General features: G+C 41.2%; 25 protein-coding genes. 14 read left to right on the top strand and 11 right to left on the bottom strand.

Features of this window, described 5'->3' with window-relative positions:
- Window positions 1–115: 115 nt before the first annotated feature.
- Genes HYD28_14860 through HYD28_14850 form a run of 3 tightly spaced genes read right to left on the bottom strand, consistent with a single transcriptional unit; the run spans window position 116 to window position 1,910 of the window.
- Entirely contained in the window at window positions 116–715 is a 600-nt protein-coding gene (locus HYD28_14860) for a hypothetical protein (protein QLE10128.1), read from the bottom strand.
- Window positions 705–1,256: an RNA polymerase sigma factor gene (locus HYD28_14855; protein QLE10127.1), complete on the bottom strand. Its 552-nt coding sequence runs from the start codon at window positions 1,254–1,256 to the stop codon at window positions 705–707. Before HYD28_14855 ends, HYD28_14860 begins: the two co-directional genes overlap by 11 nt.
- Window positions 1,257–1,262: 6 nt before the next feature.
- Window positions 1,263–1,910, bottom strand: a complete 648-nt coding sequence (locus HYD28_14850; protein ID QLE10126.1) for an energy transducer TonB — start codon at window positions 1,908–1,910, stop codon at window positions 1,263–1,265.
- Window positions 1,911–2,027: 117 nt separating this feature from the next.
- Here HYD28_14850 and HYD28_14845 point away from each other — a divergent pair, with 117 nt between their 5' ends.
- Together HYD28_14845 and HYD28_14840 are read left to right on the top strand one after the other, a co-directional pair.
- Entirely contained in the window at window positions 2,028–2,534 is a 507-nt protein-coding gene (locus tag HYD28_14845) for a DUF3087 domain-containing protein (protein QLE10125.1), read from the top strand.
- Window positions 2,535–2,543: 9 nt separating this feature from the next.
- The gene (locus HYD28_14840; GenBank protein ID QLE10124.1) at window positions 2,544–2,993 is read left to right on the top strand and encodes a low molecular weight phosphotyrosine protein phosphatase; all 450 of its coding nucleotides are present in this window, start codon (window positions 2,544–2,546) and stop codon (window positions 2,991–2,993) included.
- A 190-nt stretch (window positions 2,994–3,183) separates the two neighbouring features.
- Here HYD28_14840 and HYD28_14835 read toward each other — a convergent pair whose 3' ends face one another.
- Window positions 3,184–4,257, bottom strand: coding sequence for an energy transducer TonB (locus HYD28_14835; GenBank protein ID QLE10123.1), 1,074 nt, complete (start codon window positions 4,255–4,257; stop codon window positions 3,184–3,186).
- A 544-nt stretch (window positions 4,258–4,801) separates the two neighbouring features.
- Here HYD28_14835 and HYD28_14830 point away from each other — a divergent pair.
- The 6 genes from HYD28_14830 to csrA all read left to right on the top strand — a co-directional run bounded on the left by HYD28_14830 (window position 4,802) and on the right by csrA (window position 10,880).
- The gene (locus tag HYD28_14830) at window positions 4,802–5,428 is read left to right on the top strand and encodes a GTP cyclohydrolase II (protein QLE10122.1); all 627 of its coding nucleotides are present in this window, start codon (window positions 4,802–4,804) and stop codon (window positions 5,426–5,428) included.
- A gap of 78 nt (window positions 5,429–5,506) precedes the next feature.
- A complete protein-coding gene (locus tag HYD28_14825; protein ID QLE10121.1) occupies window positions 5,507–6,301 on the top strand; it encodes a hypothetical protein in 795 nt (264 codons plus the stop codon).
- Entirely contained in the window at window positions 6,301–6,753 is a 453-nt protein-coding gene (locus HYD28_14820; GenBank protein ID QLE10120.1) for a regulatory protein RecX, read from the top strand. Before HYD28_14825 ends, HYD28_14820 begins: the two co-directional genes overlap by 1 nt.
- Window positions 6,754–6,770: 17 nt before the next feature.
- Window positions 6,771–9,371 (top strand): alanine--tRNA ligase, encoded by a 2,601-nt coding sequence (gene alaS, locus HYD28_14815; GenBank protein ID QLE10119.1) that lies wholly within the window; start codon window positions 6,771–6,773, stop codon window positions 9,369–9,371.
- Between the two features lie 6 nt (window positions 9,372–9,377).
- Window positions 9,378–10,595, top strand: a complete 1,218-nt coding sequence (locus HYD28_14810) for an aspartate kinase (protein QLE10118.1) — start codon at window positions 9,378–9,380, stop codon at window positions 10,593–10,595.
- Window positions 10,596–10,688: 93 nt separating this feature from the next.
- On the top strand, window positions 10,689–10,880 hold the full coding sequence (gene csrA / locus HYD28_14805; GenBank protein QLE10117.1) for a carbon storage regulator CsrA: 192 nt from the start codon (window positions 10,689–10,691) through the stop codon (window positions 10,878–10,880).
- A 27-nt stretch (window positions 10,881–10,907) separates the two neighbouring features.
- Here csrA and HYD28_14800 read toward each other — a convergent pair whose 3' ends face one another.
- Window positions 10,908–11,375 (bottom strand): YcxB family protein, encoded by a 468-nt coding sequence (locus HYD28_14800; GenBank protein QLE10116.1) that lies wholly within the window; start codon window positions 11,373–11,375, stop codon window positions 10,908–10,910.
- A 123-nt stretch (window positions 11,376–11,498) separates the two neighbouring features.
- Here HYD28_14800 and HYD28_14795 point away from each other — a divergent pair, with 123 nt between their 5' ends.
- Window positions 11,499–12,422, top strand: a complete 924-nt coding sequence (locus tag HYD28_14795; GenBank protein QLE10115.1) for a hypothetical protein — start codon at window positions 11,499–11,501, stop codon at window positions 12,420–12,422.
- Window positions 12,423–12,968: 546 nt separating this feature from the next.
- On the opposite strand, the gene HYD28_14790 is transcribed toward HYD28_14795, so the two are convergent.
- Complete coding sequence (locus tag HYD28_14790; protein QLE10114.1) at window positions 12,969–13,160, bottom strand: hypothetical protein; 192 nt, start codon at window positions 13,158–13,160, stop codon at window positions 12,969–12,971.
- A 49-nt stretch (window positions 13,161–13,209) separates the two neighbouring features.
- Window positions 13,210–13,383: a DUF1328 domain-containing protein gene (locus tag HYD28_14785; protein QLE10113.1), complete on the bottom strand. Its 174-nt coding sequence runs from the start codon at window positions 13,381–13,383 to the stop codon at window positions 13,210–13,212.
- A gap of 534 nt (window positions 13,384–13,917) precedes the next feature.
- Between HYD28_14785 and HYD28_14780 the strand changes: the two genes are divergently transcribed.
- From HYD28_14780 to HYD28_14765, 4 genes are all read left to right on the top strand, one after another.
- Window positions 13,918–14,166 (top strand): OadG family protein, encoded by a 249-nt coding sequence (locus HYD28_14780; GenBank protein ID QLE10112.1) that lies wholly within the window; start codon window positions 13,918–13,920, stop codon window positions 14,164–14,166.
- 15 nt (window positions 14,167–14,181) lie between these two features.
- Entirely contained in the window at window positions 14,182–15,954 is a 1,773-nt protein-coding gene (gene oadA, locus HYD28_14775) for a sodium-extruding oxaloacetate decarboxylase subunit alpha (protein ID QLE10111.1), read from the top strand.
- A gap of 12 nt (window positions 15,955–15,966) precedes the next feature.
- Entirely contained in the window at window positions 15,967–17,097 is a 1,131-nt protein-coding gene (locus HYD28_14770) for a sodium ion-translocating decarboxylase subunit beta (protein QLE10110.1), read from the top strand.
- A gap of 97 nt (window positions 17,098–17,194) precedes the next feature.
- The gene (locus HYD28_14765; GenBank protein ID QLE10109.1) at window positions 17,195–17,371 is read left to right on the top strand and encodes a hypothetical protein; all 177 of its coding nucleotides are present in this window, start codon (window positions 17,195–17,197) and stop codon (window positions 17,369–17,371) included.
- A 150-nt stretch (window positions 17,372–17,521) separates the two neighbouring features.
- Here HYD28_14765 and HYD28_14760 read toward each other — a convergent pair whose 3' ends face one another.
- Entirely contained in the window at window positions 17,522–18,838 is a 1,317-nt protein-coding gene (locus tag HYD28_14760; protein QLE10108.1) for a peptidoglycan DD-metalloendopeptidase family protein, read from the bottom strand.
- A gap of 398 nt (window positions 18,839–19,236) precedes the next feature.
- On the opposite strand from HYD28_14760, the gene HYD28_14755 reads away from it, so the two are divergent.
- Window positions 19,237–20,436: a tyrosine--tRNA ligase gene (locus HYD28_14755; GenBank protein ID QLE10107.1), complete on the top strand. Its 1,200-nt coding sequence runs from the start codon at window positions 19,237–19,239 to the stop codon at window positions 20,434–20,436.
- Window positions 20,437–20,494: 58 nt separating this feature from the next.
- Here the strand turns inward: HYD28_14755 and ampE are convergent, their stop codons facing one another.
- From ampE to HYD28_14740, 3 genes are all read right to left on the bottom strand, one after another.
- A complete protein-coding gene (gene ampE / locus HYD28_14750) occupies window positions 20,495–21,445 on the bottom strand; it encodes a regulatory signaling modulator protein AmpE (protein QLE10106.1) in 951 nt (316 codons plus the stop codon).
- A 1-nt stretch (window position 21,446) separates the two neighbouring features.
- Window positions 21,447–22,154: a 5'-methylthioadenosine/S-adenosylhomocysteine nucleosidase gene (mtnN, locus tag HYD28_14745; GenBank protein ID QLE10105.1), complete on the bottom strand. Its 708-nt coding sequence runs from the start codon at window positions 22,152–22,154 to the stop codon at window positions 21,447–21,449.
- A gap of 103 nt (window positions 22,155–22,257) precedes the next feature.
- Window positions 22,258–22,851: a DUF2726 domain-containing protein gene (locus HYD28_14740; GenBank protein QLE10104.1), complete on the bottom strand. Its 594-nt coding sequence runs from the start codon at window positions 22,849–22,851 to the stop codon at window positions 22,258–22,260.
- Window positions 22,852–22,898 lie beyond the last annotated feature (47 nt).

The raw sequence follows: 22,898 nt of genomic DNA, 5'->3' as shown, positions 1-22,898 counted from the left end.
TTGAACCATCGCGCGAAATAAATTTCACGCCTACGGTACTCCTTTACTCTTTCCCTTGTAACTCGCTAACTTGTTTTAAATCTGATAGCTGACGGCTGAGAGCTGACCGCTGCTTTTAAGCTTTACACTTTTCCGCCTCATGGGTTAACTGTTTGAGTGCGATGATTTGGCCTTGTTTGTTTTGGTCTAGAGCCAGTAGATCACCTTGGTGAATGTGGGTATCGAGGGTGCCGTGTTTTTGTAGCTCTTTAAGGAGTGATTGTTTTATTTGTACAAGGACATTTTGCTCGCAGTCGGCGATATACCAGTCGTTATCAAAGCTTACTAAACGCCCTGTGAAGCTGGTGCGGGCTTGGTGATTTGCAAGTGCTTGTTGGTAGTTAGTATCTAGGTTTTGTTTTTGTTGTTTAAGGTTGCTCACATAGCTGCCTTTGGCGTCGAGTTCGTGTACCTCAAGCCATTGATAATCTGATAAATCTACCGCATAAACATCGGTTAACTCACGGTTGTTGTATTGCAGCATGACAAAACCAAGAATGGCTAAAGCAGCAAAAACTCCGGTCATTTGTAGGCCTAAAAAGCGCTGTGGTGTTGGTGTGGCTGACTGTGGCTTTGACATTTTTGAAAGCTCGTCGCTGCTTAAGCTGTGCTGTGCTTTACGCTTTTGAAAATGTGCTTTTAAATCAGCATCGAATTGCTCGTCGTTACGCTTCATGATGGCCTCCTAGTTGTTGTTTCAGGTTTTGACGGGCATATCGCAGCCGAGTTTTAATGGTCTCTGGGTTACTTTGTGTGATAGCAACAATATCTTCGAGGCTAAAGCCTTCTTGTTGTAAGGTCAGCGCTTCACGTTGTACAAAGCTAAGCCCCATAAGTGCTTTATCAAAGGCTTCGTAGTCGTAGTGATAACTTGTATCCTGAGATTCAGTAAAGAGTTGGTTGTCTTCTAACTCAACGAACTTTTGTTGCTTACGAAATTCATCAATTAATAAATTACGTGCTAACCGGAAAAGCCACGCTTTTGGGTTGTTCTGATCATTGTAAAAGTCGCGTTTATCAATGACTTTTAACCAGGTTTGCTGGCATATATCAAGGGCCAGATCTTTATCACTCTGAGTGACTAGGTAGTGATAAAGATCGTTCCCGTATTGAGCAACGAGTTGGTTAAGGTAACGGTTGTCGCCCGTTTTGGCATACTGCGCCAAACAATCTGTGTTTGGCTTGTCAAATAACCATGTCTTGATGCTCATTAGCATAGGCAGTTATCCATCTATTTTAAAATCAAGTTGAACACTTTGGTTTGCTTGTAATTGTGCCACACCTTCAACAACTTTAGGGCGATATTTCCAACGTTTAATAGCGCGAATTGCTTCACGGTCAAATACTCGCTTAGGCTCAGCATCAATAATAACAGGGTCAATCACTTCACCAGTCGGTGAAATGCTAAAGCTAATTTGCACCCAGCCTTCAATGCCATCACGAGCTGCTACTGGTGGGTACTTAGGGTTTATGCGCACAATTGGCGTTGCATCTCCCGTTGGTTGATTAATGCTTTTGCTTAGCGTGTCGCCAATGTTATCGAATGTCATCGTTGGTGTTAAATCTGCTACCACAACTGTATCAGGGTTATCAATCGCTGGGCGTGGTGGCGTTTTTGGTGGCATTTTTGCAGTTGGTGGTGGCGGCAGTGTTTGCTTTACTTGTACTTTTGAGTCTTTGGGTACTTCATAAATTTCAACCGTGATATCTGGGCCTGTTTTTACATCGGCTCTTTGCTCAGCAGAAATTAAGTACTGCATAAATGCAAATGCTGCAAAGGTCATGACACCGCCGCCAATAATTGCTGCGGTTGTCTTTAAAGCCGCCTTGCTGTTATTCAAGCTTGCTGAGTTTAGTGGTAAAGTATGCATAGCCGTTCCTCTTTGGATAATTGCTTTCATAGCTAAAACGGCTGGCAAATAAAAAAGGGGTGAAATTTTTTCACTTTTTATTTCTTCACTAATTTTAGTGTGACTTTTTAGGTTGTTATGAAACTTATTCAAATAGACAAAGCACGTTACCGTAAACATTTAAACCAAGTGATTATTGCCTGTGTAATTGCTTTAGCCATTGGCAGTTTAGCTATTTCACAAACGCTAATTGCGTTATTCCCTGACTCAAGCGGTAGTCATTTTCATTGGAACCTATTAGGTGTTGTTGTGTGTAGTTTGCTGGTGGGCTTTGTGCTTAATAAATACCGCAATCATGATTACATGACTGAAATAGTGTATGTGTGGGAGCTTAAAAAAGCCCTTAATAAAATCACCCGTAAAATGCCTAAGTTAAAAGCAGCAGGGCGTGAAGGCAATGCAGATGCTTTATTAGCAATTCAATACAGCTATGCTGGTTCGCGTTTGTTATGGCAGCTCGATGACAACACCATTACCATGGATGAGCTGGCAATTAAGCAGGCAGAGCTTGATAATGTTGCAGATAAATACAATCTTACTCTTGATGCAGAACGTTATGATGAGTCAATCTTAAAGCAATTTTAAGGACGAATAATGAAAAAGATTTTGATTGTTTGCTTAGGCAACATTTGCCGTTCACCTACTGCTGAAGCGGTACTTAGAAGTCGTGCTAAGGCGCTGGGTGTCAATGTCAAAGTTGATTCTGCTGGCACCACTGGTTACCACCAAGGTAATCCTCCAGATTCACGCTCAAAAGCAGCAGCTGAAAAGCGCGGTTATAGTTTTAAAGGGATTTATTCGCGACCAGTGGCTCAAGCTGATTTTCATGAGTTTGACTTAATTCTCGCAGCCGACAAGCAAAATCTTGCTGATTTACATGCCATGTGCCCAGAGCACTTAGAATATAAGTTGTCGCTGTTTTTAAGTCATGGTGATGCAGGAGAGAGCGAAATCCCCGATCCCTATTATGGTGGCGATCAAGGCTTTGAAAAAGTACTCGATTTAATTGAGGACGCAGCCGATAACCTGCTTAAAAAGCTATGATACCAATCCGCAATAATACTTAATCATTTTGAGGGATTAAACCTGTCGCTATCTACGTTAAAAATTTCTGATTTAGAACAACTAAATAACGAAATTTTTGCCTTGCTATCAACGAGGTTTTCTTGCCTCAAAATAGATCACTTAATAAAGCGAATTGGTATAAAAAAGGGTCGCACTGCGACCCTGTTATTTAGTTGTTGATTTTAAAGTCTAATTGCACCCGAGAAGTCGCAGCAATCGCTTGACCGTTTTCAAACTTAGGGGCATAACGCCATTGTTTTACTGCTTTAATCGCTTCTCTTTCAAATGCAGAGCCACCCTCAGAACCTACCACAGTTATGTTGTCTACAAAGCCAGACGGGGTTACTTCAAACTCCATTACGACACTGCCATCTTCCATACGTTGAACTTTTGATTTTGGATATTTAGGATGCACGCGGTATAATGGTTCTTGTTCTTGGCTCTCTTTCCATGGCACCATTTTCGCTATCGCTAAGCAATGTTTAGTTGCTTCGTCGCTTTTACCTGTTTTTTCGTATAAGTGAACTAGCTTTGAATGGGCGTTTAATTCGGTTTGATGATCAAAGTCTAACTCTTGATCAAATACACTAACTACGTGATTTAAACGTTCAATGGCGGTGCTGTATTTACGTTGATTTTCTGCAAATGCGGCAACTAAAAAGTCTGCACTGATCCGATCAACTGCGTTATTTGGTAAGTTTTCTTGGTAGTACTTATCGGCTTCTTCAAGATATTCCTTTGCTGTGTAATAGCGCTCGCCACTACCTTTGTAAGCGAGGATACGAGCGGCGGTCATTTTTGCATCTGCAACAAGCTTGGCTGAGTTTTGTTTTTCAGCAATAGCAATGACATCATCAAGATATGTATCAGCACGCTTTGCTGAGGGAGTTGATTCTGCCATGCCGATTAATGAGTCATACACTTGTACACTTAGCTTGCCATGGTTTTGTTCTAGTATTTCGTAGGCTGTACGATATAACTCAAAGCGTTGTTCTTGTTTGTATTCAGCAAGGCTGTTTGCATAGTTAATAGCAAGATTAGCGGTGTTGTCGGCGCTTTCTCCATAAATTTCTTTACCAAGCTCAAACGCTTTTTTGGCAAGCTCACTACTGTCTTGCTTATTTTCTACAGCGGCGACATAAGCGCGGTAGGTCTCGTTAAATTCTTGGGTGGTCGTTTCATTGGCAATGCCTTGCTGGCTAAACAGTAGTGTAATGCATAAGGCAAGTGAGCTTTTTTTCATAATAGTCCTTATTATTTTGCCCAGAGAAGGGGGGGATTAATACTTGTTGATGATAATTATTATCATCATTAGGTGCAAGGTAGCAAATTACACTCGATGTGTCACTGTTAAGGTTTAAGGTACGAAGTATGATTCGTTGAACTGATGATTGGCAGGCTTAGTCGCAGGGCGCTACAAATTAGCACGAAGGCTTTTTTCATAATATTCCCTATTATTGTTGTTTTTATTAATGGTTTGAAAAAAGGCTTAGCGGTTTATTGAGATTAAACTAATCTATTTTTTCGAATATCTGCAAAGGTTTATTAAGTAATTTTTTTAATTCAATAGCCTAGCTGTAGAGGGTAGAGCTTTTAAGGTACTTTATTAGCGCCACTAAAGCGAGGCGCAAAGCTCGTATCTTGGGGTGGTTTGAGTGTATAATACTTGAATTGCTGGTAACTGCCTCAATATTAGTTATCACTCGTCGTATGTTGCATCCTTACAACCTTCAAGCTGTTGTAATCACATTTGCAGTATCGCATTTATTTTTTAATTTGGATTTGTCGTGGCGCAAGTAAGAGCAAGAGTCCAGCTGAATGTTGGCAAAAACAGTGATATCCCTGCAGAAATCGTATCTTTCAGTGGCTTAAAAGATGGCCAAGAGCATGTTGCTTTAGTTTTTAATCAAGCCGACACAAAGCAAGACGTACCATTAATTCGTATGCATTCAGAATGTTTAACGGGAGATGTATTTCACTCGTCTCGTTGTGATTGTGGTGAGCAATTAAATGAGTGTATCGAAATGATGCACCAGCAAGGTGGCATTTTATTATATTTACGCCAAGAAGGCCGTGGCATTGGTTTATACAATAAAATTGATGCGTATGTATTGCAGTCACAAGGCATGAATACTTACGAAGCGAATAACCACTTGGGTTTTGCTGACGATTTGCGTGACTTTTCAGACGCAGTGTTAATGTTAGAAGCGCTTAACTTAAATCACGTTAAGTTAATGACAAACAACCCAAATAAGCTTAAAGCACTGCGTGATGCAGGCATTGAGGTTGAGTCGGTGGTTGGCACTCATGCACACATCAAAGCGGGTGTGGTAGGTAACCGAGCTTACCTCGAAACGAAAATCAAACATGGCTCGCACATGCTTGATATTAAAAAAATTAAAAAGCCTGAGTAATTTTCACTATAGGTGACTATAAACAAGTAGCGCACCCAGTTATACTCGGTGCGTTTTGTTGTTATTGAATGAGAAACTATGTCGATCGAAGTACGTATTTTTAAAGCAGGTGCAGGCGTTAAATGGTTTAAAGCTGGATGGGAAATCTTTAAGCTGCAACCGTTTACCTTTATTTTAATGCACCTGCTAATCGTGATAATTAGCTTTTTGGCATTGCTGCTACCTTTACTGCAAGTTGTTGGTGCATTTGTAACCCCGTTTTTGATGGCTGGTTTTTATCAAGCTGTATTAACAAAACAACAAGGCGGGACTATCAGCCAAGCTGATATCTTTAAGCCGTTTAGTAATAAAGGAAACCGTATAGGTTTAGTGCGCGTTGCAGTGTATCAGATGGCGGCAGGTATTTTATTAGCCTTACTTTCTAATTTCATTTTTGCTGATGCCTACGCAGTTATTTCGAGCCAGACTTTTGATCCGCAGAACCAAACACACATTACAGATTTATTGGCAACCATTTCAATGGGGCAAGTTGCGGTATTTCTATTGGCTATCTGTGTGTATCTAACAGCTTTTGCTTATGCAGTGCCATTGGTTTACTTTCAAAAACAAAGCAATATGTTTCAGGTTTTAAAAACCTCATTCATGGTGTTTTACCATAATATGGCACCACTGAGTGTTTATGGTCTAATTTGCGCCGTTTTAATGGTAATCTGTATTCCTTTATCATTTATTCCTCTATTGGTTTTAATGCCAATTTGTTACATTAGTTTCTTTGTGTCTTTTCAGGCTATTTTTATGCCGGTTGTGCCAAAAGGTGATGACCAAACAAAAGCACCTGAAGCACAGTCACAATCAGGACGCTTTGACGCGTAATGGATGATAAAGAACAAAAGTTAAAGAATTATGTACTTTGGTTACTGTCTCGACAAGATTATTCGCGTCGAGATTTAACACGAAAGTTACTGCAAAAAGAGGCGTCGCCGGAGTTCACAGAACGCTTGTTAGACTGGTGTGAGTCACACAACTTTATCAACGAACAGCGCTACTGTGAAGGGTTTGTACGCCGCCATTTAGCTAAGTATCATGGTGCAAAACGCATTCAGAGCGAAGCAATGGCAAAAGGGATAGACCGAGCATTATTAGATAAGACGCTCGAGGAGTTCGAAGTCGATTGGTTCGAACTCGCGCAGGACGCATATTTAAAGAAGTTTTCAAATTCAGGTAAAGAACTCGACCATAAAGAAAGAGCGAAACGTGTACGCTACTTGATGTATCGAGGCTTTAATTACGAACAAATTGATTTTGCAATGCAAGCACAGCAATAAACGGGTGAGATTTTCACATGCAGCATATGACTACCGCACAGATCAGGCAACAGTTCTTAGACTTTTTTGCCTCTAAACAACACCAAATTGTTCCTTCAAGCTCGCTGATCCCGGGTAACGATGCCACGTTATTATTTAATAACGCCGGTATGGTGCAATTTAAAGATGTATTTTTAGGTGCCGAAAGCCGCCCTTACTCACGTGCGACCAGCTCACAACGTTGTGTGCGTGCAGGTGGTAAACATAACGACCTAGAAAACGTAGGTTACACTGCACGTCACCATACATTCTTTGAAATGTTAGGTAACTTCAGCTTTGGTGATTACTTCAAGCAAGACGCAATCAAGTTTGCGTGGGAGTTTTTAACTGATGTTGTAAAACTACCGCAAGAAAAGCTACTAGTAACCATTTATCACGATGATGAAGAAGCCTTCAACATTTGGCATAAAGAAGTGGGTCTAAGTGAAGATCGCATTATTCGCATTGCAACTAGCGATAACTTCTGGTCAATGGGTGATACGGGTCCTTGTGGTCCATGTTCTGAAATCTTTTACGATCACGGTGAAGAAATTTGGGGTGGTCCTCCTGGCTCTCCAGAAGAAGACGGTGACCGTTTCATCGAGATCTGGAACCTAGTATTTATGCAGTATAACCGCCATGCCGACGGCACAATGGAACCTCTTCCTAAGCAGTCTGTTGATACAGGTATGGGTCTTGAGCGTATCTCTGCAATTTTACAAGGCGTTCACTCAAACTACGAAATCGATTTATTCCAAGCACTTATTGCCGCTGCGGCTAAAGTAACAAACGCGCAAGACTTAGATGATAAATCACTACGCGTTGTTGCTGACCACATTCGTTCATGTGCGTTCTTAGTATCTGATGGCGTTATGCCATCAAACGAAGGCCGTGGCTATGTGTTACGTCGTATTATTCGTCGTGCAGTTCGTCACGGTAACAAGCTAGGCGCGAAAGGTGCATTCTTCTACAAGCTAGTTGCTGCGCTAATTGAGCAAATGGGTCAAGCGTACCCAGAGCTTGCTAAGCAACAAGAAATTATTGAAAAAGTACTGCGTATCGAAGAAGAGCAGTTTGGTAAAACACTTGAGCGTGGTCTGGCTATTTTAGAAGAAAGCCTAACTGACATCAAAGGTGATGTGATCCCTGGCGACTTAGTGTTCAAGCTTTATGACACTTACGGTTTCCCTGCTGACTTAACAGCAGATGTGGCGCGTGAGCGTTTCATGACGATTGATGAACACGGCTTCCAAGAATGTATGGCTGTACAGCGTAAGCAAGCACAGCAAGCTGGTAAGTTTGGTGCTGATTACAACCAACAACTTAAGTCAGAAAAACACACTGACTTTAAAGGTTACGATGCAGAGCATTACACTGGCACTGTGGTTGAGCTTTTCTCTGAAGGTCAATCAGTTTCTGTACTTGAAGATGGTCAAGAAGGTATCGCAATCTTAGACCGTACACCTTTTTATGCTGAATCTGGTGGCCAGGTTGGTGACACGGGTGTGTTAAAAGTCGCTGGTGGTGAGTTCGTAGTCACTAACACTACTAAGCTTGGTAACGCATTTGCGCACCACGGTCGTGTTCAAGGACGCATTGGTACAAATGATAAAGCAGAGGCAACAATTGATGCAGCACGTCGCGATAGCATCAAGAAAAACCACACTGCAACACACATATTGCACGAGACGTTACGTCAAATTTTAGGTGAGCACGTAAATCAAAAAGGTTCACTTGTTGACCCTGAGCGTTTACGTTTTGACTTCTCTCACTTTGAAGCGGTAACAAAAGACGAATTACGTCAAATCGAGCGCGCAGTGAATGATGAGATCCGTCGTAACTTTGCTCTTGAAACTGAGCTAATGGCTATTGAAGATGCCAAAGCAAAAGGTGCAATGGCATTATTCGGTGAAAAATACGACGACGAAGTTCGCGTAGTAACCATTGGTGATTACTCAATTGAACTATGTGGTGGTACTCACGTTAAGCGTGCTGGTGATATCGGCTTATTCAAAATTGTGTCAGAAAGTGGTATCGCGGCAGGTATTCGCCGTATCGAAGCAGTAACAGGTGCAGAAGCTGTTGCCTATGTTAGTGAGCAAGAGCAACAGCTAAATGATGTTGCAGCGCTAGTAAAAGGTGATAGCAGCAGTGTACTTGAAAAAGTGACAGCATTACTTGAGAAGTCAAAAGGTCTTGAGAAGCAAATTGCCCAGCTTAACGACAAGCTAGCAAGTGCGGCAGGGGCATCGTTACTTGACTCTGTAGTTGAAGTGAATGGTATCAAACTTCTGGTCGCTGATGTTGCTGGTACTGAATCTAAAGCACTACGTGGCATGGTTGATGACCTGAAAACTAAGATTGGTTCAGGTGTAATTGCTCTTGGTGTAGCCAATGGCGATAAAGTAAGCCTGATCGCGGGTGTAACTAAAGACCTAACAGGTAAAGTGAAAGCTGGTGAGCTTGTAAATCACATGGCTGCACAAGTAGGCGGTAAGGGCGGTGGTCGTCCTGATATGGCACAAGCAGGTGGTACTCAGCCAGAGAACCTTACTGCAGCCTTAGAAAGTGTAACTGGCTGGTTAACTGAGCGTTCTTAATCACTAGTGGCACTTATCGTCCAAAAATTCGGTGGCACCTCAGTTGGCTCAATAGAGCGAATTGAGGCCGTCGCCGACCTTGTTGTAAAAACTAAGCAACAAGGCCACCAAGTTGTGGTAGTGCTTTCGGCTATGTCGGGAGAAACTAACCGTCTTATTGAACTCGCTAAACAAATCGATTCTCGACCTAGCGCTCGTGAGCTTGATGTATTGCTGACCACAGGTGAGCAAGTCTCAGTCTCTTTATTGGCAATGGCTATCATTAAACGTGGTCATTCAGCGGTAAGCTTACTTGCCGATCAGGTTAATATTCGCACCGACAATATGTTTGGTAAAGCGCGTATTGAAGAGGTTGCTGCGACTCGTCTAAAGCATGAGCTTGAGCATAACCGTATTGCCATAATTGCAGGCTTTCAGGGGCGCGATATTGAAGGTAATATCACCACGCTCGGTCGCGGTGGTACAGATACTTCTGCGGTTGAGATTGCAGGTGCTGTCAATGCGGATGAATGTCAAATTTACACCGATGTTGATGGGGTATACACCACTGATCCGCGTATTGAACCAAATGCGCGACGTATGAGCCATGTTACCTTCGAAGAGATGCTTGAAATGGCCAGTCTTGGGGCTAAGGTTCTGCATATTCGCAGTGTCGAAGCCGCAGGAAAATACAATATACCGCTCAGAGTGTTATCGAGTTTTAACCCGGATCAAGGAACCTTGATCAGTTTTGAGGAACCGGATGTGCAAGCAAACATTGTGTCGGGTATCGCCTTTAATCGTGACGAAAGTTTGATTTACGTCAATGGCGTGCACCAAGGGACGGAAAACCTTGCAAAAATATTGAAACTTTTCGCAGAATTCGGCATCGAAATAGATATGATTAATCAAGTTAATCATAACTTTGAAAAAATAGACTATGCTTTTACTGTGCACACGAATGATTTTGAGCAAGCGCTCGAAATTCTGACCAAAAACCAAGGTGGTATCAGCGCAGAATCTATTAAAGGGGTCAGCAATGTTGCCAAGGTGTCTGCTGTAGGTGTAGGGATGAAATCTCACTCTGGTGTGGCAAGCTTATTTTTTAATGCGCTTGGCGAAGAAAACATCAAAGTGATGCTTGTATCGACATCAGAAATAAAGATATCAGTTTTAATTGATGAAAAATATTTAGAACTGGCTGTACGTGCACTACACAAAGTTTTTTTAACTGAAAATGAATAAGATCTAGAGTTTTTACTTACTTTTAAGTCTAGATTTCATTAGAATGTTTTTGACGCGGAATCTTTTAATTTTTTGGAACATGGGAGCAAGAGAATGCTAATACTAACTCGTAGAGTAGGTGAAACCCTTATGATCGGTGACGAAGTAACAGTTACTGTTCTTGGTGTTAAAGGAAATCAAGTTCGCATTGGTGTAAATGCACCTAAAGATGTATCAGTACATCGTGAAGAAATCTACATGCGAATCCAAGCAGAGAAATCTAACCCAAATCCGGGCAATGTTTAATCAGCGATAGATATTTTTAAGAGCCACTCATTGAGTGGCTCTTTTATTTAGTTCAGCTGTTATTTCATCATTTAGCGCTTGTTTAGAAATATATTGCATACCGCGCTGCGCCTTTAAAATATAACCTCGCTCAGTTTCAATAATCTCACTAATTTGTTGCCAGCTTAATTGGTAGCTTTTATGTGGGTTTTCGGCCTTCACTCCTTCATCATCAAAGATGATGATCACTTCGCTACCTGATGCTCGGCTCATCATTTGTCTTGCGACCCACCATGGGCGCTTGTAATAAAACGATAAACACTCAACGACAGCAAGCATAATCATAAAGCTGCCCAGATAATGGTTCTCTAATTGATAAAAAGCTAATAAGCCTAAGGTTATTAACAATGCCAACAGCGGGTATTTAGGCTTGGCTTGTGATGAATAAGGTAAAGACTCATCAAAGCATTCGTAATAATACGGTTTATCTAGTGTGTAATTTGTACTTAATGTCATTCTCAGACTCACTTATTCGACTGGCAGCAGTTTAACATTGATAGAAAAAAACTGCCGCAGTTGGTTTTCATTTAGTTGTCATTATGAGAGCTTAAGGTATCTGTATTTTTAGGGGTAAGTTGTATGTTTGTTAGTTCAATGTCATTAGCGCTTGCAATGACTTCAAATACTTTTTTAGTTATGGGCGATATGCCATACACCCCGATTGATGAAATTAATCTCGCAAATGACGGAAAAATTACTAAGGCAATCGCTGCAACACCCCATGGCTTTTTAATGCACCTTGGCGATATGAAATCAGGAGCGCTTGCTTGCACGAATAAGCTTTTGCAAACTAATAAGGCGTTATTAACATCGCTGACTACGCAGCCTTTTATTTACACCCCAGGTGATAATGAGTGGACAGATTGCGACCGCGTCACATTAACTCCTCAATTCGATGAGCTCGAACGGCTAAGTTTTGTTAAAGGCTTAATGTTCGACGATGCTTATAGACAAAAAGCAAAACAGTTACAGGGTTATGTAACACAAGCTGAAATGCTAGAGAATGCTCGTTGGCAATTCGATGGCATTGAGTTTCGCACCTTACATATACCAGGTACTTTTAATGGTCGCTCGCAAATTTTAAAAAGTGACAAAAGCGCAGCACTTGATGCAGCCGACAAACGTGATAAGTACAATTTAATTTGGTTAAAACAAGCACTCGTTCAACAAGATGCTAAGGCGTATGTGTTTGGCTTTCAGGCTGATATTTACCACCCGACCAGTAAACCAGTTTGTAGTGAATCACAGCGCTCAAACTGTGATGCTTTTAAAGTATACCGTGATGCCATTAGTGACTTCGCAAAGCACACCAATAAGCCTGTGTTAGTGATGCATGGTGATACAGGTCCATACTGTAAACAACAGTTAGCAAGTAACTTAACACGCTTGAATGTACCTGGTGATTTTGCTGTGAGTGATGTAGCAAAAGTGAGCTTTGTTGATGGGAAGTGGCATATAGCGAGTGTAACGACAAACGAGCCCCTCACAACGGGTTGTAAGTGAAACCCAACAAGTTAGCGAGTTTCTAGGTGAAAGAGTAAAGTTGCGAGCTTCTAGAGAAAGGAGCTATCAGCTTTCAGCCGTCAGCTATCAGATTAAAACAAAAGAGCCTGTAGGTTGGGTAGAGCGGAGCGAAACCCAACAAGTTAGCGAGTTTCTAGGGGAAAGAGTAAAGTTACGAGCTTAAGGTAGCTGCGGGTTTACCCCGCGTAGGCGTGAAATTTATTTCGCGCGATTCTCTCAATTTATGCGGCTGTAAGTCGGGCTTTAGCCCGTCACGTATGTGTGATAAAACACGTGTCGCCATAAATGACGACCTATATGACGTAGGGCAAAACGGAGCGAAACCTAACAAATTAGCGTGTTTCTGGGGGAAAGAGTAAAGTTAGCAAGCTCCTTGACACAAGCAGCAGGCAGCCTAGAGTTGCTAACTTGCTAACTTGCTAACTTGCTAACTTGCTAACTTGCTAACTTGCTAACTTGCTAACTTGCTAACTTGCATACACAAAAAAAGCGACACTTGGCCGCTTTCTTCATAAAGTGTTGTGATTAGCAGTTAGTTTCTTCTGCGTTAACACCTTCTTTTACTTCTTCACATGCGTCTTCAACAGCATTTTGTGTATCAGTAATTGCTTCATCAATACGCTCACCTGCATCTTCTGCCGAGTTATCTTCACAACCCATGATGAATAGACCTGAAAATAGAGCGATAGTAGCGGCTTTCAAAGTTGAATTTTTCATAACGAAATTCCTTGTAAATAAAATAAATTAAGTGGTTATTTGCTTATAACTACTTAGGGGCGTTACCTCTAAGAGCTCCAGATACCAGTGAAATAACTAGTAGTACTAAAAATATAAAAAAGATAATTTTAGCGATGCCTGCAGCGGCTCCTGCGATACCACCAAAACCTAACACTGCTGCGATTAACGCGATAACTAAAAAAGTAATGGTCCAGCGTAACATAATGGTCTCCTTGGCTATTTAAATTTTCTAAAGTTCGATGTAACTGAAGCGAGTTCTGTGCCAGATGTTTTACTTGTTTTATTTCAATGGTTTACCTTTATTTGTGATGCTGGTAGATGTTCATCACTTGGTAACATTTACGAGTAAGCATGTAAGTTATTCATAGTGATATTTTTTCATATTGAGTTGCATGAGGAAAACATCAGATTGCCACAGTATTGGTAAGACCAATTTAACTTTTTATTGGTTGGTAAAGTCTAACACCTTGTTGTGTGTGGTTTTTAGACGCTTGCTGGTTTTTAGTTAATAGCTGAACATATAACTTATGGCTATATCGACTATTTATATCATCTATATCGAGGCTTTGAATGATGGAAATGTAGGGTGTTAATTATATGTGCGGCATGTTATTTTAAAATTAATTGGTTTTACCAATTTACAATGGTGCTATACAAATGATTTTGGTTTGTTATTATTGGTGCATAATTATTTAACAAAAATAACTTTTTATTTTAAGTAAGCAAGGGGAGTCGTATGGATATAGGTGGATTACTCACCACTGCGGCCAGTTTGATGGTAACAGGCATGGTAGGCGTGTTTGTTTTTCTGACTATTCTGATTACAGCAGTCACTTTAATGTCAAAACTAGTGGGTCGATTTGATGATCCAGCAAGTGCAGAACCTACGCGAACAGCAAAAATTCAACCTCAACAGGGTGTGCCTCAGGCACATATTGCAGCAATAAGCGCTGCAATCGCTCAATTTCGAAATAAACAAAAATAACGGGGCAGCTCGAACATGGCTAAATTAAAATTAACCGAATTAGTATTGCGTGACGCACACCAGTCTCTTTTGGCAACGCGTATGCGCTTAGACGACATGCTACCCATAGCCGAAAAACTCGACAATGCGGGTTATTGGTCAATTGAATCATGGGGGGGGGCAACGTTTGACTCGTGTATCCGTTATTTAGGTGAAGATCCTTGGCAACGTATTCGCGAACTAAAGGCTGCAATGCCAAACACTAAGCAGCAAATGTTACTTCGTGGACAAAACCTTTTAGGCTACCGTCATTATGCTGATGATGTGGTCGAAAAGTTTGTCGAGCGAGCACACAAAAATGGTGTTGATGTATTTCGTATTTTCGATGCGATGAACGATGTACGAAACCTTGAAACTGCTATTAAAGCAGCTGTTAAAGTGGGAGCTCACGCTCAAGGTACAATTTCATACACAGTAAGTCCTGTACATACACTTGATATGTGGCTGAAACTTGCAAAACAGCTTGAAGAGCTTGGCTGTCATTCGATTTGTATTAAAGATATGGCAGGTTTATTAAAGCCATATGATTGTGAGCAGTTGATCAAAGGCCTAAAAGAAACCGTGTCTATTCCTATTGCGATGCAATGCCATGCTACTACTGGCTTAAGCACTGCAACTTATCAAAAAGCAATCGATGCAGGTATTGATATGCTTGATACGGCGATTTCGTCAATGAGTATGACTTATGGTCATAGCGCAACGGAGACAATAGTTTCAATTGTCGAAGGCACAGAGCGAGATACTGGCCTTGATTTAAACCAATTAGAAGAAATTGCAGCTTACTTCCGTGATGTACGTAAGAAATATGCTGCTTTTGAAGGTAGCTTAAAAGGCGTTGATGGTCGCATCTTATTAGCACAGGTACCTGGCGGCATGTTAACTAACATGGAAAACCAGCTTAAAGAACAAGGCGCGGCTGATAAGCTTGATCAAGTATTACTTGAGATCCCACGTGTTCGTGAAGACTTAGGTTTTATTCCTTTGGTTACGCCAACCTCGCAAATTGTAGGTACCCAAGCGGTACTTAACGTATTAACTGGCGAGCGTTACAAAACCATTACTAAAGAAACTGCGGGCGTGCTCAAAGGTGAATATGGTGCCACTCCTGCACCTATGAATAAAGAGCTGCAAGAACGAGTGCTAGAAGGCGCAGAGGCAATTACTTGTCGTCCTGCAGATAAATTAGAGCCTGAGCTTGAGAAACTTGAAGCTGAGTTATTAAGTGAAGCCAAAGAGCAAGGTTTAGAACTTGCTGATGACGTGATTGATGATGTACTTACTTATGCATTATTCCCACAAATAGGCCTTAAATTTATTAAAAACCGCAACAACCCAGATGCGTTTGAAGCAATTCCAACAGGTGAAGTTGCCAAGTCTGAAAGCAAACCTGCTTCTTCAAGCCCTGTAAAAGCGGAGCAATACAGCGTTAAAGTTGATGGTAAAGTTTACGATGTCGTCGTAGCACAAGGTGGTGAGCTTAAAGAAGTAACTTTAAAAGACAGTGAATTAATTCCTCAGTCTGCTTCAGCGTCAGCAGGCGAAACACTCAATGCGCCGTTGGCTGGTAATATTTTTAAAGTGAAAGTGAAACCAGGCCAAACAGTAAATGAAGGTGATGTGGTTATTATCATGGAAGCGATGAAAATGGAAACAGAAGTTCGCGCCGTACACTCAGGTACAATTGCAGAAGTATTAGTAGCTGAGGGTGACTCTGTTGCCACTGGCGATGCGCTAATCGCGCTAGCATAGGAGAGGCAGAGGATGGATGGTGTTTTAAACCTCTGGCATGCCACGGGTATTGCTAATTTTACCTTTGCGGCATTGATCATGATTGCGGTTGGTTGCTTGTTACTTTATTTAGCAATTGCACGTAACTTTGAGCCACTGTTGTTATTACCTATTGGCTTTGGGGCTATTTTAACGAATATCCCTGTGGCCGGGTTATCTGAGCCGGGTGGGTTACTTTATTATGTGTACCACATCGGGATTGATTCTGGGGTGTTCCCACTTTTGATCTTCATGGGGGTTGGTGCGCTTACAGACTTTAGTGCCTTGATAGCAAACCCTCGTATGTTGTTGTTAGGTGCGGCTGCACAGTTTGGTATTTTTGCTACTCTATTTGGTGCAATACTACTTAACTTTATTCCTGGCTTTGAATTTACACTACAAGATGCATCTGCGATTGCCATAATTGGTGGTGCAGATGGTCCAACAGCTATTTTCTTAGCATCTAAGTTAGCGCCTGATTTACTTGGTGCAATCGCAGTTGCGGCTTATTCATACATGGCATTGGTGCCAATTATTCAGCCGCCAATTATGCGTGCACTAACTACACAAGAAGAGCGTGAAATTCAAATGCCGCAACTTCGTACTGTATCGAAGAAAGAGAAAATTGTTTTCCCGTTAATGGTGTTGAGTTTAACCATCTTGTTTTTACCAGCTGCAACACCTCTGGTAGGTATGTTCTGCTTGGGTAACTTGATGCGTGAATCGGGCGTGGTTGATCGTTTAAGTAATAGTGCACAAAACGAAATCATCAACATTACCACCATTTTCTTAGGCTTAGCGGTGGGCTCAAAGCTTGCGGCAGATAAGTTCTTAACCGTAGAAACAATAGGTATTTTGGTGTTAGGTGCTTTGGCCTTTGCGATAGGTACAGCTTCAGGTGTGTTTATGGCAAAAGGGCTTAATAAGATCTCTAAATCGCCAATCAACCCATTAGTGGGCGCAGCAGGTGTATCAGCGGTACCAATGGCAGCACGTGTGGTTAATAAGGTTGGTCTTGAGAGCAACCCGCATAACTTCTTGTTAATGCATGCCATGGGGCCAAACGTAGCAGGGGTATTAGGAAGTGCCGTTGCAGCAGGTATTCTTTTAGCTATTGTTGGCTAAGTCGATTTACTTCCAACCGACTGGCGCAGTAATTTTACTGCGCTTTTTTTTGTCTATAGACTAGGTAGTTAAATGATTCTTGTGTAAGGAAGCCATCATGAATATTTTTATTATCTTACTCTGCCTTTTTGTTGCCTTGGTTATTCTAATACCGCTACTTGAAAAGTATCAGTCTAAAATGGGGCTTGATGGCGCAACTAAATATGCAAAGTATATTTGGCCACTAGTGATGATTTCGCTAATTATTCAGCTTATCTATGTATTATTAAGATAATAATTGTATCGGTAATGAGCGTGTTTAATTTAAGGTATGAATAGAGTCGGCAATAAGTTTAGTTTGATAACGCCATAACCGTTTTAGCTTGAATTGTCTCAGAAACGAAAAAGCCGCTTCAATTGAAGCGGCTTTATTATGTTTACTTAGCTACTTATTTAACGCTAGTTGTAACTCTCTGTTACGCTGTAATTGCGCTAAGAAGTTATCAGCAATTGGTTTAAACTTAGCTAGCTCATCGCGCGGTAAAGGCTCTGATTTAGGTAGTTTGACTGTTTTCGGATTACGGTGCACACCGTTTACTAAGAATTCATAGTGTAAGTGTGGGCCTGTTACGCGGCCTGTCGCACCAACGGTACCAATTTTTTGGCCTTGCTTCACTTTTTGGCCTGTTCTAACCATTTTCTTGTTTAAGTGTAAGTATTTAGTCACATACTGTGTGCCATGGCTAATAAATACGTAGTTACCATTGTACTTACTATAACCAGCTTTAATTACTTTACCATTACCCGATGAAACCACTGGCGTACCTGTACGTGCAGCGTAATCAATACCATTATGTGGTTTTACCGTCTTAGTCACAGGGTGTAAGCGGCGAGGATTAAAGCTCGAGCTAATATACTTAAAGTTAACTGGCGCACGTAAGAAGGCTTTTTTCATGCTACGGCCTTCAGGTGTGTAGAAGTTACCATCTGTATGGCGAATAGCGGTATAACGCTCGCCTTGATTAATAAATTCTGCGGCAATAATTTTACCATCACCAATGTACTCACCATCAACATAGTGAGCTTCGTAAATAAGACCAAATTGGTCACCTTTACGAATGTCATTAGCGAAGTCGACATCCCAACCGAAGATGTCAGCAAAATTCATAATTTGACGCTCGCTTAAACCAGCGGCAATACCAGACGTCCAAAAACTATTAGAGATCTCACCGCCAGCTGATTTACTTAGCGTTTCGATTTCTTTGCTATCAATAGCGGTGTCGTAGTTACCTTCGTCATTTAATGTAACGTATAAGGTATCTGTTTTTGAAATCACATAACGAAGCTGCGCTAGAGAGCCATCTTCGGCCGTTGCAAAGCTTAAGATTTCGCCTGGGTGAATTTTTGTTAACTTACGAGTTTCAGCGTTGGTATTAACTAGTTTGTGTAATGTTTGCGCTGAGAAACCCGCACGTTTGAATATAAGTGCTAAATTATCGCCATTACGTACTTCATGGTCGATAAGCTCGTATTCTGGAAGTTTTGCTGCTGCTTGCTCCGAATTTAGCTCAGTTAGTTTTTCGTTATCATCAACTTTAACTTGTAATTCGTAGCGTTTGCCAATTTCAAGTGCGTTCGCACTGTTGTCCTTTGATGCGGTGGCTTTTTCAGAAGGCAATAATGCCAAGCCGACAATAGCAGAAACCAAACCGAGAATAAGCAGTTTGTGTTTTTTGGGAAGTTTGTGCACTACGTGAACCATATCGTGCCTTTTCTGCTGTCAAGAAATTTAAATACTAATATCGCAGGATATACCTAAAATAGAGCAAATACCAGTGTTTTGTAGATTTAAACTGGCGCTATTTTACGCTAGAATTGGCCTGCGCGTTAAACTTTTTTGGTTGAAATTGCAGCAGATGCCTATGGTTAAACTAAATCTAGATTAGTTAACTAAAGTACCTTCATAAAATTGCAATAACGCGGTATAAAGAACAATCATGCGCGCTGCCTTCAGGGCTGTTTCTTAAACTATTTAAGTTAGGCTTTTTTCTAGTGTCGCTTTTTGGTGCTAACTAGCTAAACTTTAAAGTTTTTAGCTCTATATTTATAACCCTGACAGGCCACCACGCCCCGGTAGCTGAATTTTTGGAGTAATACACAGTGGATTTACAAACCGCTCTAGCTGAGATAAAACGCGGTGCAGAAGAGATATTAATTGAAGACGAATTAGTTGAAAAGCTAAAGTCTGGTAAGAAACTTAAGATCAAAGCGGGTTTCGATCCAACTGCGCCTGATCTGCATTTAGGTCATACAGTTCTTATCAACAAAATGAAAACCTTCCAAGATCTAGGTCATGAAGTAATTTTCTTAATCGGTGATTTCACCGGTATGATTGGCGATCCAACGGGTAAAAACGTAACACGTAAACCGTTAACTCGTGAAGATGTTCTAGCTAACGCTGAAACATATAAAGAGCAAGTATTTAAGATACTTGACCCTGCTAAAACTACTGTTGCGTTCAACTCTACTTGGATGGAGAACCTCGGTGCTGCAGGTATGATTAAATTGGCTGCGCGTCAAACAGTAGCACGTATGCTAGAACGTGATGACTTTAAAAAGCGTTATGCCGGCGGTCAATCAATTGCTATCCACGAATTTTTATATCCACTGGTACAAGGTTGGGATTCTGTTGCATTAGAAGCTGATGTAGAGCTTGGCGGTACAGACCAACGTTTTAACCTATTAATGGGTCGTGAATTACAAAAAGATGAAGGTCAGAAGCCACAAACAGTATTAATGATGCCACTGCTTGAAGGTACTGATGGCGTTCAAAAAATGTCTAAGTCATTAGGTAACTATATTGGTATTACTGATGAGCCTAACGATATGTTTGGTAAAGTCATGTCTATTAGCGATGAGCTAATGTGGCGTTACTATGACTTATTAAGTGCCTTATCAATCGAAGAAATTGCTGCACTTAAACAGCGTGTTGCTGATGGTGCGAACCCACGCGACATCAAGATTGAGCTAGCGAAAGAAATGATTGCTCGCTTCCACAGTGAAGAAGCAGCTGAAGGCGCTCATCAAGATTTTATCAAGCGTTTCCAAAAGAATGCATTACCAGATGAGATCCCTGAAGTAACAGTAACGATTGCTGAAGACACTGTGTTCATCACTAATTTATTAAAAGAAGCTAACCTTGTAGCAAGTACATCAGAAGCAATGCGTATGATTAAGCAGGGCGCTGTAAAGATTAATGGTGAAGAAAAAGTAACGGATACTAAGCTTGAAGTTGCTAAAGGTACAACACAGATTTACCAAGTAGGTAAGCGTAAGTTTGCTAAAATCACCTTAGCTTAATAAAGCTAATAGGTATAAAAAAACCAGCTGCGGCTGGTTTTTTGTGCTTATATTTTGATTAGTTTGTGAATAGGCTAATTACTTCAATCCCGACTATAAGCAGTAACCAAAATGCTTTCGCTTGATTTAAACGATTGACTAATGCGGGAATATCATCAGCATTTGGTAGGCGATCGGTACCAACACGCATTTTATTAAAGCGCTCACCTTGGTATAGGGCAGGGCCACCTAACTGCACTTGCAAAGCAGCCGATGTAACACTCAACAGCCACCCTGTATTGGTTTGATAAAAGTGTCTGCCATAGTGTTTTATATAATGAATACATTGCTTGCTGGCATTGGTTGCTGCAATCGTTAATGCGACTAATCGAGTGGGTAGCCACTCCAATACAAACAGGAGCTTAGCAATGGGAGCCAAAAACGGGTTGTCGGGTTTGCGGTTTTTTCGCCATGCTTGATGAATTAATGTGAGTAAGCGATAAACCAAAGCAAGGATAGCGCCGCCAAGTATATAAAAGAAAATAACGGCAAAATAATGCCGTGCACTTTGTAGCACCAGTGACTCCATCGTTGCTTTGCAAATTCCAGGATCTGATAAACGTGATACATCACGGGCAACGAGGCTAGCTAGTAGCTCTCTAGCTGTCGCTTTTTGATTGAGCTTGAGTAATCTGGCAATACGTAAAGATTTCTTCTCTTGAGCGCGGCTACTGAGTAACAAATATAAAATTAAGCCATTTAATAACTCAGGGTAAAAAGCAAACTCTAAAAACAGCACGATCAATGTCACTATCACTAAAATAGTGAGTGTAAAAGCCAAAGTTGAGGCTAAATACTGATAGCTTTTGGGGTTCGTTGGGTTGTATAAACGCTCGCCGAGTGCAGAGAAAATAACGGTTAAAAAGGTGTTTGGATGATACCAACTAACCAAAGGAAAGAAGCGCTCAGCTAAGAGCGCTACAAAAAATACAATAATGTCCAAATGGTTTTGAACAATATTTGTAATCACCTTATAAACTCACCGACGTCAGTTTTTCAAGTAGAGCAACCACCATTTTAGAAGAGTTGATAGATGCAGTTTCGATATACTCTTCAAATGATTGCGGCGATTCTTTACCAGCAATGTCAGACATTGAACGAATCACAACAAATGGTGTTTCTAATACGTGGCAAGCTTGAGCAATTGCCGCACCTTCCATTTCTACAGCAAGCATCGTTGGGAATTCAGCGCGTGTTTTTTCAATTCGTACTGGGTCACACATAAATGAATCACCGGTACAAATTAGGCCAATCATGGTTTTAACATCGCTGATTTGGTTTACGCTTTGCTCTGCCGCTTCAATCAGTTTAGGGTGAGCAGCAAAGCCTGCTGGCATTTGTGGTACTTGGCCAATTTCGTAACCAAATGCAGTAACGTCTACATCGTGATGGCGCACTTCTGAAGAGATAACCACATCGCCTACATTTAGTGACGGTTCAAAACCACCTGCAGAACCTGTGTTGATCACACAATCTGGGCTGAAGTTATCGATTAGTAGTGTTGTTGCTACTGCAGAAGCTACTTTACCAATGCCAGATTGAACTAAAGTAACAGTGTTACCCGCTAATTCACCGGTGTAAAATGTAAAACCAGCTTTAGTCATGATACTTGGGTTTGCCATCGCTTCGCGTAAGATTTTTACTTCTGGCTCCATCGCGCCAATAATACCAACGTGCATAATATTTGATTCCTTAGATTGAATAGAATGATTATACCTAAAAACAGCTAAAACAAACAAAAAAGCAGACTTTAAAGTCTGCTTTTGCCAATATTATGACAGGCTAGATTTCAGCGAGCGCCGTTGAGTGTGCTTTTGCTTGTGATGGTGACAACACGGCTGGTTTAGTTACGCGGTTGCGTGCGGGCCTAACTGGTGCTGCTGCAGGTTTACCAAGCTTAAACATGATTGCATCACGTACTTCTCTTGGTTGATAACCTGATTTTACCTTCATACGAATATGTGGAATGCCTGCAGCTTCTAATGCGCCGCTAACAAACCAATCACGTTGAGCTTTGTGGCCGTCGCGGTTGGTGTTATTTACCAAATCAACAGCGGCAACAATAGTTAGTTTATCTTTGTCGATAAGTACATAATCTAACTGTTTGTTTTTGGCTTTAGCCATCGCTGCGCGTTTAGCTTTTACCGATAAACCTTGTTTACAGTCGATTAAATCAATCAGTTTAACGCGGCTTACGATTTTATACTGATCGCCTACAGCACGTTCAAGAAGATGTAAAAAAGCACTCTCAACTTGCGTAAAAACAGTTTGCTTACGAGTGAAAGGATAGGGGTTTCCGCCTTCATCGGTAAACTTCGACGCAACAACAGAGGCTACTACGACTAAAACTAAAATTGATAATAAAGCGAATTCCATACGGTAACTCCACAACAACAAATTGACACTGAAAATTAAAAGCAATT

It is taken from the genome of Pseudoalteromonas shioyasakiensis (assembly GCA_013391845.1).
GTDB classification, from domain to species: domain Bacteria; phylum Pseudomonadota; class Gammaproteobacteria; order Enterobacterales; family Alteromonadaceae; genus Pseudoalteromonas; species Pseudoalteromonas apostichopi.
The sequence above is the reverse complement of the archived record's forward strand: the minus strand, read 5'-3'. Positions and strand labels throughout refer to the sequence as shown.

What these genes read in the sequence shown, in the direction of transcription:
- HYD28_14860 (QLE10128.1), bottom strand. Translation starts at nt 715, where the DNA reads ATGAAGCGTAACGACGAGCAATTCGATGCTGATTTAAAAGCACATTTT.
- HYD28_14855 (QLE10127.1), bottom strand. Translation starts at nt 1,256, where the DNA reads ATGCTAATGAGCATCAAGACATGGTTATTTGACAAGCCAAACACAGAT.
- HYD28_14850 (QLE10126.1), bottom strand. Translation starts at nt 1,910, where the DNA reads ATGCATACTTTACCACTAAACTCAGCAAGCTTGAATAACAGCAAGGCG.
- HYD28_14845 (QLE10125.1), top strand. Translation starts at nt 2,028, where the DNA reads ATGAAACTTATTCAAATAGACAAAGCACGTTACCGTAAACATTTAAAC.
- HYD28_14840 (QLE10124.1), top strand. Translation starts at nt 2,544, where the DNA reads ATGAAAAAGATTTTGATTGTTTGCTTAGGCAACATTTGCCGTTCACCT.
- HYD28_14835 (QLE10123.1), bottom strand. Translation starts at nt 4,257, where the DNA reads ATGAAAAAAAGCTCACTTGCCTTATGCATTACACTACTGTTTAGCCAG.
- HYD28_14825 (QLE10121.1), top strand. Translation starts at nt 5,507, where the DNA reads ATGTCGATCGAAGTACGTATTTTTAAAGCAGGTGCAGGCGTTAAATGG.
- HYD28_14820 (QLE10120.1), top strand. Translation starts at nt 6,301, where the DNA reads ATGGATGATAAAGAACAAAAGTTAAAGAATTATGTACTTTGGTTACTG.
- alaS (QLE10119.1), top strand. Translation starts at nt 6,771, where the DNA reads ATGCAGCATATGACTACCGCACAGATCAGGCAACAGTTCTTAGACTTT.
- csrA (QLE10117.1), top strand. Translation starts at nt 10,689, where the DNA reads ATGCTAATACTAACTCGTAGAGTAGGTGAAACCCTTATGATCGGTGAC.
- HYD28_14800 (QLE10116.1), bottom strand. Translation starts at nt 11,375, where the DNA reads ATGACATTAAGTACAAATTACACACTAGATAAACCGTATTATTACGAA.
- HYD28_14795 (QLE10115.1), top strand. Translation starts at nt 11,499, where the DNA reads ATGTTTGTTAGTTCAATGTCATTAGCGCTTGCAATGACTTCAAATACT.
- HYD28_14790 (QLE10114.1), bottom strand. Translation starts at nt 13,160, where the DNA reads ATGAAAAATTCAACTTTGAAAGCCGCTACTATCGCTCTATTTTCAGGT.
- HYD28_14785 (QLE10113.1), bottom strand. Translation starts at nt 13,383, where the DNA reads ATGTTACGCTGGACCATTACTTTTTTAGTTATCGCGTTAATCGCAGCA.
- HYD28_14780 (QLE10112.1), top strand. Translation starts at nt 13,918, where the DNA reads ATGGATATAGGTGGATTACTCACCACTGCGGCCAGTTTGATGGTAACA.
- oadA (QLE10111.1), top strand. Translation starts at nt 14,182, where the DNA reads ATGGCTAAATTAAAATTAACCGAATTAGTATTGCGTGACGCACACCAG.
- HYD28_14770 (QLE10110.1), top strand. Translation starts at nt 15,967, where the DNA reads ATGGATGGTGTTTTAAACCTCTGGCATGCCACGGGTATTGCTAATTTT.
- HYD28_14765 (QLE10109.1), top strand. Translation starts at nt 17,195, where the DNA reads ATGAATATTTTTATTATCTTACTCTGCCTTTTTGTTGCCTTGGTTATT.
- HYD28_14760 (QLE10108.1), bottom strand. Translation starts at nt 18,838, where the DNA reads ATGGTTCACGTAGTGCACAAACTTCCCAAAAAACACAAACTGCTTATT.
- mtnN (QLE10105.1), bottom strand. Translation starts at nt 22,154, where the DNA reads ATGCACGTTGGTATTATTGGCGCGATGGAGCCAGAAGTAAAAATCTTA.
- HYD28_14740 (QLE10104.1), bottom strand. Translation starts at nt 22,851, where the DNA reads ATGGAATTCGCTTTATTATCAATTTTAGTTTTAGTCGTAGTAGCCTCT.